Annotated in this window: 10 protein-coding genes; 5 read left to right on the top strand and 5 right to left on the bottom strand. The window is 64.3% G+C overall.

All coding sequences use genetic code 11. The annotated features are described in order from the left end of the window. Positions 1 to 542: 542 nt before the first annotated feature. Positions 543 to 1,784, bottom strand: a complete 1,242-nt coding sequence (locus tag ACVIGB_RS30145; protein WP_456719923.1) for an LLM class flavin-dependent oxidoreductase — start codon at positions 1,782 to 1,784, stop codon at positions 543 to 545. A 299-nt stretch (positions 1,785 to 2,083) separates the two neighbouring features. Between ACVIGB_RS30145 and ACVIGB_RS30140 the strand changes: the two genes are divergently transcribed. Beyond that, positions 2,084 to 3,490 carry an MFS transporter gene (locus tag ACVIGB_RS30140; RefSeq protein ID WP_456719924.1) on the top strand — a complete coding sequence of 469 codons (1,407 nt, stop codon included), beginning with the start codon at positions 2,084 to 2,086 and terminating at the stop codon, positions 3,488 to 3,490. 209 nt (positions 3,491 to 3,699) lie between these two features. Then, on the top strand, positions 3,700 to 4,875 hold the full coding sequence (locus ACVIGB_RS30135) for an extracellular catalytic domain type 1 short-chain-length polyhydroxyalkanoate depolymerase (protein WP_456719925.1): 1,176 nt from the start codon (positions 3,700 to 3,702) through the stop codon (positions 4,873 to 4,875). Positions 4,876 to 4,890: 15 nt separating this feature from the next. Here ACVIGB_RS30135 and ACVIGB_RS30130 read toward each other — a convergent pair whose 3' ends face one another. Next, positions 4,891 to 5,559 carry an MBL fold metallo-hydrolase gene (locus ACVIGB_RS30130; RefSeq protein WP_092120384.1) on the bottom strand — a complete coding sequence of 223 codons (669 nt, stop codon included), beginning with the start codon at positions 5,557 to 5,559 and terminating at the stop codon, positions 4,891 to 4,893. Positions 5,560 to 5,734: 175 nt separating this feature from the next. Between ACVIGB_RS30130 and ACVIGB_RS30125 the strand changes: the two genes are divergently transcribed. Continuing rightward, entirely contained in the window at positions 5,735 to 6,547 is an 813-nt protein-coding gene (locus ACVIGB_RS30125) for an RMD1 family protein (protein ID WP_092120381.1), read from the top strand. Between the two features lie 108 nt (positions 6,548 to 6,655). Continuing rightward, positions 6,656 to 8,263, top strand: coding sequence for an alpha-amylase family glycosyl hydrolase (locus ACVIGB_RS30120; RefSeq protein ID WP_456719926.1), 1,608 nt, complete (start codon positions 6,656 to 6,658; stop codon positions 8,261 to 8,263). Here the strand turns inward: ACVIGB_RS30120 and ACVIGB_RS30115 are convergent. Further along, positions 8,260 to 9,951, bottom strand: coding sequence for an alpha-amylase family protein (locus ACVIGB_RS30115; RefSeq protein WP_456719927.1), 1,692 nt, complete (start codon positions 9,949 to 9,951; stop codon positions 8,260 to 8,262). The two genes, ACVIGB_RS30120 and ACVIGB_RS30115, sit on opposite strands and share 4 nt — an antisense overlap. A gap of 130 nt (positions 9,952 to 10,081) precedes the next feature. Here ACVIGB_RS30115 and ACVIGB_RS30110 point away from each other — a divergent pair, with 130 nt between their 5' ends. Further along, a complete protein-coding gene (locus ACVIGB_RS30110) occupies positions 10,082 to 10,564 on the top strand; it encodes an MmcB family DNA repair protein (protein WP_456725043.1) in 483 nt (160 codons plus the stop codon). 314 nt (positions 10,565 to 10,878) lie between these two features. On the opposite strand, the gene ACVIGB_RS30105 is transcribed toward ACVIGB_RS30110, so the two are convergent. Together ACVIGB_RS30105 and ACVIGB_RS30100 are read right to left on the bottom strand one after the other, a co-directional pair. Further along, complete coding sequence (locus tag ACVIGB_RS30105; protein WP_092120369.1) at positions 10,879 to 11,433, bottom strand: ActR/PrrA/RegA family redox response regulator transcription factor; 555 nt, start codon at positions 11,431 to 11,433, stop codon at positions 10,879 to 10,881. Positions 11,434 to 11,567: 134 nt separating this feature from the next. Beyond that, a complete protein-coding gene (locus ACVIGB_RS30100; protein ID WP_456719928.1) occupies positions 11,568 to 12,887 on the bottom strand; it encodes an ActS/PrrB/RegB family redox-sensitive histidine kinase in 1,320 nt (439 codons plus the stop codon). Positions 12,888 to 12,972: the final 85 nt, after the last annotated feature.

Below are 12,972 nucleotides of genomic sequence, written 5' to 3'. Positions count from 1 at the left end.
TGTCACGGCTGACGAGTGTGACTGAAGCGGACGGTGAAGTCGTGTGGTCCTGACGCCCTAGCGGCCGGTGTCTTTTCGCATTGCGCGATGCGCGTTGTGAAGACGGTGACAAACAAGCCCAGTCTCGCCGGGGAGAGCACGAAGTAAGCCGTAATCCATCGCGCAGGGAAAGCCGGATTGCTCCGGTTACACCTGTGGTCCTACCCCCGAGCTTATCTCCATTGCTCGGGGCCCATGGGTGCGATCGGCACCCGGCTTTCCCTGCGCCCTCTGTGTGAAGGGGGTGAAAACGAAGAGCAAAGCTCGGACAATTCGAGTCGCGAGAATGCGGAAGTATGACTCACAAATGGTGCAACAAATTCAGTGTCGTCCCGGCGCAGGCCGGGACCCATAACCACCGAAGGTGATTGTTGCGCGACGTTGGGGCCACAGCTTTTCTCACCACCCCAATCCTATGGTTATGGGTCCCGGCTTTCGCCGGGACGACGGCGGTGGATGCGGTGCGAGCTGTAGTTCTTTCTTCCTCCAGGAAGGGTAGCAAGTCACACCTTCTGCTTCGCAGCTTCCTTTGCGAGGTCGGGCGCATTCACGGCCGGGATCGCGACGCGGCCGGTGCCGGTATGCTGAAGCGCGGCGGCGGCCTTGTCGTTCTGCATGATCTTGGCCATGACAGCCTGGCCGGCGCGCTCGAACACCGCGCGGTTGTCGATCACGAACTGGCGCGACTTGCGCAGGCCGTCGATATAGCCATTGATCTCCGGCACGACATAACGCGCGACCATGTCCCAGCTGCGGCGGGTGTTTTCGGGGTTGGCCCAGTCATGGGCGAAGCCGATGATCGAGCCGACGCCGCCGGAGACGTCGACCAGGTTCTTGATCATCTTGATCAGGTCATCCGGCGTGCCGATCGTGGACGCAGCACCTTCGACGAAGGCGGTCTTGTCGACGGCTTCATCCGGCGAGGCGAACGCGGTCAGGCCCTGCCGCATCAAGGTGCCGACGTTATATTCGTTGTGCCAGCGCAGCAGCCCGGCGCCGGCCTCGCGCCGCGCCTGCTCGCGCGTTTCGGCGATGTGCCAGGACAACAGCACGCGCCAATTGGCGCGGCTCACCGTGGTGCCGGCCTTCTTGGCGGCGTCCTCGGCGAATTGCCATTGCTGCGGCAGCGCCATCAGGCCCTGGGTCGACATCGAGCCCAGCGAGATGATGCCGATGCCGTACTTGCCGGCGAGCGTCATGCCCGACGGCGAGATCTGCGAGGCCACCACGAACGGCATGTCCTCCTGCAGCGGCAGGATCTGCAACGCAGCATCGTGCATCTCGAACCAGTCGGTCTTGGCGGTGACGCGCTCGCCGTTGAACAGGCGGCGGATCACCGCGATCGCCTCGTCCTGGCGGTCGCGCTGGGTCATCGGGTCGATGCCGAGCGTATGCGCGTCGGAGGCGAGCGCGCCCGGCCCGGAGCCGAAGATGGCACGGCCGCCGGTCATGTGGTCGAGCTGCACCATGCGCTGCGCGACGTTGAAGGGGTGGTGATAGGGCAGCGAGATCACGCCGGTGCCGAGCTTGATGCGCTTGGTGCGCTCGCCGGCTGCGGCCAGGAACATTTCCGGCGAGGCGATCGTCTCCCAGCCCGAGGAATGGTGCTCGCCGCACCAGAATTCGTCGTAACCGAGCGCGTCGAGCTGTTCGACGAAATCGAGGTCGCGGCGGAATTGCAGCATCGGATGCTCGCCGATCGGGTGATGCGGGGCGAGGAAGGCTCCGAACTTGAGGCGCGCCATGGGTCGTTCTCTCCGGATGATTGTTATCGGGGGCTTTCCGCCAACCTACGGGGTGGCCCGGGGCAAGGCAATGCTCCGGGGTTGCGGCGCCCGCATGGTTGTTGCGCAAATCGGCGGCGATTGCCGCCCTCCGGAATGTTTCCCAGCGCATCAACGCAAATTGGCGCCGGTACTGCGGATGGGAGGACGGGCCATGGATGACGCCCCCGTGAATGAACGCCTACGTCTGAGGTAATCGATGGGATGACCAGAATCTGCTGATGTCGGCCGCAACGTCATTTCGGGCAGGACCACAGCACATGCACCAGATCGTTTCGACGCGCGCGGAGACCTCCCGCCGCTGGTGGGTGCTTGCGATCGTGGTCGCCGCGCAGTTCATGTTCGGCGTCGATGCCTTCATCGTCAACGTCGCGATCCCGACGATCGCGGCGGAGCTGCACGCGACGCCGGCACAGATCGAGGCCGTGATCGCGATCTACCTGATCGCCTATGCCACGCTGGTGGTCACCGGCGGCCGGCTCGGCGACATCCATGGCACAAGGAACGTGTTCATCGCCGGCGTCGCCGGCTTCTCGGTGAGCTCGCTGTGGTGCGGTCTCGCGCAGTCCGGACCCGAGCTGATCGTCGCACGGCTGGCACAGGGCGCGACCGCGGCGCTGATGGTGCCGCAGGTGCTGGCGACGCTGCATCTGCTGTTCTCCGATGCCGCCCGTGCGCGGGCGTTCGGCATCTACGGCATCGTGCTGGGGCTCGCCGGCGCGGCCGGTTTCCTGCTCGGCGGCGTCTTGGTGACGCTCGATCTCGCCGGCCTCGGCTGGCGCGCGGTGTTCTTCGTCAACGTGCCGTTCGGCGTCATCATCATCGCAGCCGCGCTGAAGATCATGCCGACGGTGGCGCGCCGATCCGGCACACGGCTCGATATCCCCGGCGCGATCGTGCTGTTTGCGGGCCTGCTGTGCCTGATCGGGCCACTGCTGTTCGGTCACGATCTCAACTGGACGGCGTGGATTTGGTTGGTGATGGCGGTGGGCGTCGCGATCATCGCGGCCTTCGTGCGGCTCGAGCGACGCGTCGCGCGCCGCGGCGGCATGCCGCTGATCGACCTGTCGCTGTTGTCGGATCGCGCCTTCATGCGCGGCCTGGTCGCGGTGTTTTTCTTCTTCTTTGCCAACCTGTCCTTCTACCTGATCATGACCATGTTCATGCAGAAGGGCTTGCAGATCCCGCCATTGCAGGCCGGGCTGGTGTTCGTGCCGCTGGCGCTGACCTTCGTGATCGCCTCGCGTCACAGCGGCATGCGCGCGAGGCACCGCGGCACGCTGGTGCTGATCGAAGGCTGCGCGCTGCAGATCGTTGGCCTCGGCGTGCTGGTCGCGACGGTTCAGGCGATCGCATCGCCATCGGCGCTCTTGCTCGCGCTCGTGTTGATGATCTTCGGCTACGGTCAAGGCTTGGTGATGGCGCCGCTGTCGAGCGCGGTGCTCTCGAGCGTGAAGCCTGCGAGTGCCGGCGCCGGCTCCGGCATGTATGGCACGACGACGCAGATCGGCAACGCGGCCGGCGTCGCCGCGATCGGCGCGGTGTTCTTCGCCGTGGAGAGCAAGACACCAGCGCATCTGGCGTTGTTTACGGCATGCGCATTGTTTGTGCTGTCGATCACTATTTCAGCCGCATTTCTGTCATGGATGCGCCGCGCGAGCGCATGAATCCGCAGCCATGTGGCGCGCAGTCTTGAAAAGTTGGTGCTCAAACAAGGTGCTACGGCAACTATTTCGACCAGCCCGCAGCGCGATCACGCGTTAACGCCGATTCTCACATTTCCGCGGGGAAAGACAGCGCACGGTCTTTTCATTTTGCAGTGCAGCAATTATCTGATCGGGTGACACAGAAGAATAAATCACCTCAGGAGTTGCTGTTGTCCCTGGTCAACAACGTCGAATTCTTGCGTCATCTGCCCAAGATGAACGCGTTCAGCGGTCTCGGCGCGCTTGCGCCGGCCGTGCCGACGCCGCTCGTCGAGACGACCGAATTCGGCGTCAACCCCGGCGATCTGAAGATGTTCTCGTTCGTGCCCGCCCAGCTTGCGCGGTCGCCCGCGCTCGTCGTGGTGCTGCATGGCTGCGGCCAGACGGCTGCGTCCTATGATCTCGGCGCCGGCTGGTCGACATTGGCGAAGCATTACGGCTTTGCGCTGCTGATGCCGGAGCAGCAGGCGATCAACAACGGCAACACCTGCTTCAACTGGTTCAATCCGCAGGATATCGCGCGCGGACAGGGCGAAGCCGCTTCGATCCGGCAGATGATCGCGCACATGGTCGGCGCGCATCAGATCGACCCGCGGCGCATCTATGTAACGGGATTGTCCGCAGGTGGCGCGATGGCCTCGGTCATGCTCGCGACCTATCCGGATGTGTTCGCGGCGGGCGCCGTCATTGCCGGCCTGCCGTTTGGCGTCGCCACCGATCTGCGCGAGGCGCTGAATGCGATGATGCATGCGAGCGCACTGTCCGCGCCCGAGCTCGGCGGTCTCGTTCGCAACGCGTCCACGCATAGCGGCGCCTGGCCGCGGATTTCGGTGTGGCACGGCAGCGCCGACCGCACCGTGCATCCCGGCAATGCCGATGCGATCGTCAGGCAATGGCTCGACGTGCACCGCCTGCCGCTGGCGGCGATGTCGAAGGCGGATGTCGACGGTCATCCGCGCGAGGTCTGGTGGAATGCCGACGGCGAAACGCTGGTCGAGTCCTTCTCCATCACTGACATGGCGCATGGCACGCCGCTCGGGCTGGCCGACAATGACGAGCGCTATGGCGTGGAGGGTGCGTTCCTGATCGAGGTCGGGATCTCCTCCTCGTATCACATCGCGAGCTTCTTCGGCCTGACCGACAAGGTCCGTCAGCCGCATATCGCGCCGACCGGTATCCCGCGCGAGCGCGCCGACACGATCTCGATGACGATACCGGTGCCTGCCGAAGCGCCCGAGGCTGTATCCGGCCGCAAGAGCGACCGGCCGCGCAAGCGACGGAGCAAGGGTGTCGACGTCGGCGGCGTCATCACGCGGGCGCTGACCGCCGCAGGCCTGATGAAGTAACGGTTGATGAAGTAGTTACATCTCGCCGGTCAGGAACGGGTTCGTCATCCGCTCCTGGCCGATGCTCGATCCGGCGCCATGGCCGCAGATGAAGCCGACGTCGTCGCCGAGCGGCAGCAGCTTCTCCTTGATCGACTGGATCAGCGTCGGGTGGCTGCCGCCGGGCAGGTCGGTGCGCCCGACCGAGCCGGCAAACAGGACGTCGCCGACATGGGCGAAGCGCAGCTCCTTGTTGAAGAACACCACGCTGCCAGGCGAATGGCCGGGGCAGTGCAGGATGTCGAAGGTGAGGTCGCCGATCGAGACCTGGTCGCCCTCGTCGAGCCAGCGGTCCGGCCCGAAATTGCGCACCCCGGTCATGCCGAAGCGCTCGCCGCTCGAGACGACGTTGTCGAGCAGGTATTTGTCCGCGATATGCGGGCCCTCGATCTTGACCTGTAGCGCATCGCGCAATTCGGCGGCGCCGCCGACATGGTCGATATGGCCGTGGGTCAGCCAGATCTTCTCGACCGTCACGCCGGTCTGCTTGATCGCGGCCTGGATCTTCGGCACGTCGCCGCCTGGGTCGATCACGACGGCCTTCTTGGTCGGCTCGTGCCAGATGATGGTGCAGTTCTGCTCGAACAGCGTCACCGGCACGATGATCGCGCCGGCCTTCGGTTTGGTGTCGGTTGTCTCGTTCATAGGGGCACCATAGGCTACCGGAAAATGCCGTCAACACGCTCGGGAAATGCTTTTGCCCCGGCGTGTGATCCCAAAACGGACCGTGATAAGGTCACCTCCAGCAGAACACCTTCGTGAGCAGGCCGGTATGCGGTTGCTCTCGATCATGCGCTAAGTCCTCGCAGTCCGGAACTTCATGACCCAGGCCCCCAACTCACCGCTCGGCGGACCCCGGACCACCGCCCGCGCCTTCTTCGTCGCGGACCGCATCAATACGTCCGGCCTCGAGCGCGGCGACGTGCTGGCCACGACACCGCTGGCGTTTCGCGTCAATGACAATGGTGTGGCGATCCTGTTCCGCTATGGCGTCGTCGTCCTGATCGGTCTCAACGCGCTGGAGGAGGATGAATTCCTGCGCAGCCTGCAGTCGCGCATGACCGGATTGTTCACGCGGCGCGAGGAGGAGATCGCGATCATCGAGCTTGCGGCCGACAGGGAAGACCAGATTCCGCCGGGCGGCCCGATCTATCTGCAAAGCCTGTCGCCGGAGCGGCTGATCCTGGTCGGCGAGGCGCTGGCCAAGAGCGTGGTGCTGGCGCGGCATGAGCGCGAGGTCCGGGCCGTCTTCGACACGACCGAGCCGTTGGCGCGCGAGCTCGCCAAGGGCGGCCAGGTCCGTGGCGGCCGCGTCGCGATCCTCAAGCACATCGGCAACGCGCTGTTGGTGCGGCATCGCGTGGCCGGGCCGGTCGAGGTGTCGGAGAAGCCCGACATCCTCTGGGACAAGCCGCATCTCGAGCGGCTCTATGCCCGGCTCGAGGATGAGTACGAACTGAAGGAGCGTGCGGAATCGCTGAACCGCAAGCTCGCGGTCGTGGCCGAGACCGCGCAGGTGCTGACCGATATCATCGACACCAGCCGCTCGCTGCGGCTGGAGCTGATCATCGTCTTCCTGATCCTGTTCGAGGTGCTGATCACGATCTATCAGCTCGCAATCGCCCGCCACTGACGCATTGCAGCCATTTTTCCGTCCCGAATTATGCGTCATCCCTGAACCGACAGGCTGCCCCGGGGCGCGGGGCGGCCTCAACCGGGCTGTGAGCTTGGGGGGGGCGGGATGGATCAGGACGGCAGGGACTGGTGGCGGCGCGGTATCTTCTATCAGGTCTATCCGCGCTCATTCGGGGATAGCGATGGCGACGGCGTCGGTGATCTCAGGGGGATCATCGCGCGACTGCCCTATCTGACGCGGCTTGGCGTCGACGCCGTCTGGCTGTCGCCGATCTTCCCGTCGCCGATGGCCGATTTCGGTTACGACATCGCGGATTACAACGGCATCGACCCGCTGTTCGGGACGATGGAGGATTTCGACGCGCTGGTTGCAGCCGCGCACGATTCCGGCCTCAAGCTGATCCTCGACCTGGTGCCGAACCATACATCCGATCAGCATCCCTGGTTCATCGAGGCGAAGATCTCGCGCGATAACCCGAAACGCGACTGGTACATCTGGCGCGACCCGGCGCCGGATGGCGGTCCACCGAACAACTGGCTGTCGGAGTTCGGCGGCAGCGCCTGGACGTATGACGAGGCTTCTGGCCAGTACTATTATCACGCGTTCCTCACCCAGCAGCCTGATCTGAACTGGCGCAATGGCGAGGTGAGAGACGCGATCTACGACGTGATGCGCTTCTGGCTGCGCAAGGGCGTCGACGGTTTTCGTGTCGACGTGATCTGGCACCTGATCAAGGATGCAGAATTCCGCGACAATCCGCCGAACCCGCATTATCGCGAGGGCCGGCCGCCGCACGAGAAGGTGCTGACGCAATATTCGACCGATCAGCTCGAAGTCCATGCTGTTATCACCGAGATGCGCCGCGTCACCGAGGAGTTCGACAACCGGGTGTTGATCGGCGAGATCTATCTGCCGCTGCACCGGCTGGTCGCCTATTACGGCAACGATCTGCGCGGCGCGCAGATGCCGTTCAATTTCGCGCTGCTGTCGACCTTGTGGAGCGCGCGCTCGGTCGAGCAGATCATTGCCGATTACGAAAAGGCGCTGCCGCCGGGTGCGTGGCCGAACTGGGTGCTCGGCAATCACGACCGGCCGCGGGTGGCGAGCCGGGTGGGGCCCGCGCAGGCGCCGGTCGCCGCGATGCTGTTGCTGACGCTGCGCGGCACGCCGACGCTGTATTACGGCGACGAGATTGGCATGCGCCAGGTTGCGATCGCGCCGGAGGAGGTGCGTGATCCCTTCGAGAAGAACGTGCCTGGCATCGGCGTCGGCCGCGATGGCTGCCGCACCCCGATGCAGTGGAGCGCCGAGCGCTATGCCGGTTTCTCGACGGCCAGGCCGTGGCTGCCGCTTGCGCAGGATTTTGCAAGCGACAATGTCGCAAGCCTGGAGGCGGAGCGGGCGTCGATCCTCAACCTCTACAAGGCGCTGATCGCGTTGCGGCAAAGGCTGCCGCAGCTCGTCCATGGCAGCCATGAGCCGGTGACGGCGCACGGCGATGTCCTGCTCTACCGGCGGCGCAGCGCCGAGGGCGTCGCCGTGATCGCGCTGAATTTCGGCGCGGCCCCCGCGTCGGTCTCCTCCAGCGCCATCGGCTTCAGCAACGAGGTTCTGCTCTCGACCTTCATGGACCGGCAGGGTGAGACGGTCGAAGGCGTCCTCGACCTGCGCGGCAATGAAGGCGTGATCCTCGGGCCGCATCAGGACGACTAACGCGACGTGCGGGGCTCCTTGGTGTCGATATCGCTGCGCTTGAGCAGGTAATCGAGCCCACCGACCCTGTACCAGCGATAGCCGTAGGCTTCGATCAGAAGCTTGTGACGGCCGCTATCGTCGGCGCGGCTGTGATCCTCGGTCAGAAGGTTGACGAGGTGATTGCCGGCGTCGTCGGGCAGCCCGACGTCGAACGATATCTCGAGCGGCTTTTCCGCGAAATTGTGTACGAACAGCACCGAGTTGTTGCGCCAGTCGTAACGAATGATCAGGACGGCAGGATTTCGGGTCGCAATGATCTTGAAGTCTCCCCAGCCGACCTCGGGGACTTCCTTGCGCATACGAATGATGCGCTCGGTCCAGTTCAACATCGAATTGGGGTCGCGCCGCTGCTTGGCGGCGTTGACGTGTTCATAGCCGTAGGGTCCCTTGTCGATCACGGGCACGCATGGCCGATCGCTTTCGGTAAAGCCGCCGTGCGGCTCGGTCGACCATTGCATCGGCGTCCGCGCGCAAGCGCGCTCGGGCAGGTCGAGATCATCGCCCATGCCGAGCTCATCGCCGTAGCGGATCACCGGCGTGCCGGGAAGCGTGCACATCAAGCTATAGGCGAGCTCCAGGCGCCGCCGGTCGCCGCCCAGCATCGGCGCAAGGCGCCGACGGATGCCGCGATCGTAGAGCTGCATGCTCTTGTCGGGACCGAATGCCTTGAACACCGCCTCACGCTGCGTTTTGGTGAGGCGGCCGAGGTCGAGCTCATCGTGATTGCGCAGGAACAGGCCCCATTGTGCGGTCGCGGGCCGTGGCTTGGTCGCCGTCAATGCTTTCGCCAATGATTTCGAATCCGCTGACGCCAGCGCGTAGAACAGATGCTGATTGACGTGGAAATTGAACATCATCTGCATGCGGTCGCCGTCGCGACCGAAATACTCCATGTCCGTCTCGGGCAAGACATTGGCTTCGGCGAGGATGATCGCGTTGCCCTGGCGCCATTGCAGGAATTCGCGGAACGATCGCAGCATGTCGTATTGCTCGACCGGCTTGCGCACGGAGGCGCCCTTGGTTGCGATCACGAAGGGTACGGCGTCCATACGGAATCCCGAGACGCCGAGCTGGATCCAGAACCCCATGATCTTGAGGATCTCGGCCTGGACATGCGGGTTCGACGTGTTGAGGTCCGGCTGGAAATCGTAGAAGCGATGAAAGTACCAGGCGCCTGCCTGCTTGTCGCGCGTCCAGGTCGATTTCTGGACCCCGGGAAACACCATGCCCGTGTTGGCATTGGCGGGCTTCTTGTCCGACCAGACATACCAGTCGCGGTAAGGCGAGTCCTTTGCGCTGCGCGCTGATCGAAACCAGGCGTGCTGGTCCGAGGTGTGATTGACGACGAGATCGATGATCACGCGGATGCCGCGTTGCCGGCAGCCATGGGTAAACTCGACGAAATCGCCCAGCGTGCCGTAGCGCGGATCGACACCGTAATAGTCTGAAATGTCGTAGCCGTCGTCCTTGCAAGGTGAAGGCTGAAACGGCATCAGCCAGATCGCAGTGATGCCGAGCCCGTGCAGATAATCCAGACGCCGCAGCAGGCCTCTGAAATCGCCGATGCCGTCGCCGTTGGCATCCATGTAGGTGCCGACGGAGAGGTAGTAGATCACGCCGTTCTTGTACCAGAGGTCGTCGATCACCAGGCAGCCCTCATCGGTCCGCCGATGGTGGCGGCCGTGGGATAAGCGGCGAGGCGGCGGCGGGTTCCTGCCTGGAGCGTCGTCCCACTTTTCCGGATCATGCTCTCGTGGAATCGGCTATTCTTGAATGATGGAATCGCCCGCCCGCCAGATCGCGCTTGTGCCCGCGCCCGACCGACGCCAGTCGGAGACCGCGCTGGCGATCGCGCGCGGGACGGCGCGGCTTCTGAGGTCGCTGGGATTTTCCTGCATCAGCGAATTGCCGCTGCCGTCCGGCCGCCGCGCCGATCTGGTCGCGCTGAACGAGCGCGGCGAGATCTGGATCGTCGAGATCAAGTCGTCGATGGAGGATCTGCGTGCCGACCAGAAATGGCAGGATTACCGGATGCATTGCGACCGGTTGTTCTTCGCCTTCACGCAGGATCTGCCGTGCGAGATTTTTCCCGCCGACACCGGCCTGATTATCGCCGACGCCTATGGCGCGCATTTGCACTGCGAGGCGCCGGAGCATCGGCTGCCGGCTGCAACCCGCAAGGCGATGACGGTGCGCTTTGCGATGGCGGCAGCGCAGCGGATCAACCGGCTGGTCGATCCGCAAGGGCATGAATTCTAGGGCAGAGTACGGCCGTCGCCCCGTCATCCTGAGGTGCGAGCGGAGCGAGCCTCGAAGGATGAATCGGCCGGCTGGTGGCCGTCGACCCTTCGAGACGCGCGCAAGAGCGCGCTCCTCCAGCGACAAAGGCGAAGCCTTTGCGCGGGGGTGACGGTGATAGAGCTGTAGGATAGGTAGAGCGCAGCGAAACCCATCATTTGTCGCCGCGGGCACGAAGCCGATGGGTTTCGCTTCGCTCTACCCATCCTACGAAGCTACAAAAGCAAATGGCCGGGACAAAGCCCGGCCATCGCGAAACTATATGAAGCTATCGCTTAGCGCGGCGCTCGCTTGGCGAGGATGCGCTGCAGCGTGCGGCGGTGCATGTTGAGGCGGCGCGCGGTCTCCGAAACGTTGCGGTTGCACATCTCGTAGATGCGCTGGATGTGCTCCCAGCGCACGCGGTCCGCCGACATCGGATTGGCCGGCAGCTCGGATTTCTCGGTGCCGGTCGCGAGCAGCGCAGCGACGACATCATCGGCGTCGGCGGGCTTCGAGAGATAGTCGACGGCGCCCATCTTCACCGCGGTGACGGCGGTCGCGATGTTGCCGTAGCCGGTCAGCACGATCGCGCGCGCCTCGGGGCGCTTGCGCTTCAACGCCGAGACGACGTCGAGGCCGTTGCCGTCGCCGAGCCGGAGGTCGACGACCGCGAAAGCGGGCGCGGAACGGCCGATCTCGGCGAGACCATCGGACACCGTGTCGCATGACTTCACCGCGAAACCCCGCGTCTCCATCGCGCGCGACAGGCGTTCCAGGAACGGCTTGTCGTCCTCGACGATGAGGAGCGAGCGGTCGGCATGGTCATTCAGTTCAGTGATGGCGTTCACGGTCCATTTTTCCCTGTGGCAGACACCTATTATATGGGGTCCTACTGCGGCGCTGCCAAGGCAGCCGAAAGTCGCGTGCAACTCTGGAAAGAGCGATGCATCCGGTATGCCAGAGTCGCGATTAAGAATCGTTCTTAGGCTTCGGTTTCGTCGGCCGGCGTGGCTTCCTCGAAGCGCTCGCGGGGCCAGACGATCTGCACCACGGCGCCGTGATCGGGGAAGGTGCGATTGGTAAACGACACCTTGGCTCCGGTGCGTTCCAGCAGCGTCCTTGCGATGAAAACGCCCAGACCCAGGCCGCCACGCGCATTTTGGGCCTCATCTGCGCCCCGGCGGCGCGACAAATACGGCTCGCCGATCCGTTTCAGCATGTCAGGCGCGATCCCCGGGCCATCGTCGGAGACGACGATCTCGATGGTTTCGGCGTTCCACCACGCGTTCACCTCGACGGTCTGGTGCGCGAAATCGACCGCATTTTCGAGAATGTTTCCGACGCCATAAAGGATCGCCGGATTGCGCGCGGCGACCGGTTCACGCGTTGCTGCGACAGCAAGCCGCACCTTGATGTTGATGCCGAAATCGCGATGCGGCGCCACCGCCTCCTCGATCAGGGTCGACAGCTTCATGGTGTCGAACGGCGCGCCGCTCGATGACAATTGCGCAATCTTGCTCAGGATGTCGCGGCAGCGCTGCGCCTGCTCGCGCACCGTCTTGAGGTCGTCGGCGATCGCCGGGTCGTGCACCGTCTTCTCGAGCTCGCGCGAGATCAGGAAGATCGTCGACAGCGGGGTGCCGAGTTCATGCGCGGCGGCGGCGGCAAGACCGTCGAGCTGGGTCAGATGCTGCTCGCGCGTCAGGATCAGTTCGGTCGCGGCAAGTGCATCGGAGAGCTGGCGGGCCTCCTCGGTCACCTGGAATGCGTAAAGGCTGGTGACGCCGATCGCGAGCAGGATCGAGAGCCAGACGCCGATCAGATAGATCGGCGGCAGCACCAGCGGGTCGTCACCATCCCAGGGCAGCGGCAGATGGTAGAAGAACAGCGCCGAGGCGCAGGCGACCGCAAGGCAGCCGAGCGCGATCGTCAGGCGGATCGGCAACACGGTGGCCGAGATCAGGACCGGCGCCAGGAACAGGAACGAGAACGGGTTCTGCAAGCCCCCCGTGAAGTACAGCAGGCCGCCGAGTTCGACGATGTTGAACGCGAGCAGGGCCGCGGCATAGGCCGGCTCCAGCCGCTGCATCGGGTTGAACGCGATCTGCAGCGCCAGATTGAGCAGCGCCGAGAACGTCACGATGATGACGCAGGGGACGATCGGAACGTCGAATTCCAGTCCCTGGGCCACGATGAAGATCGCGACGAGCTGGCCGAGCGCGGCGAGCCAGCGCAGCCGCAGGATCGTATCCAGGCGGACATAGCGGCGAGGTTGGCGGAAATCGGAAGCGAAGTCGGTCATCTCTGGACCTTAGCTGTGCCGTGGGCGGCGCACAAATTCGCGACTTAGCGCAATGACGCCGGGCAAGCCTTGCGCTTATTGTCGC

This window comes from Bradyrhizobium sp. USDA 4341, from assembly GCF_054063755.1.
Note: the sequence above shows the minus strand (reverse complement) of the source record. Positions and strands in the feature narration are given on the sequence as shown.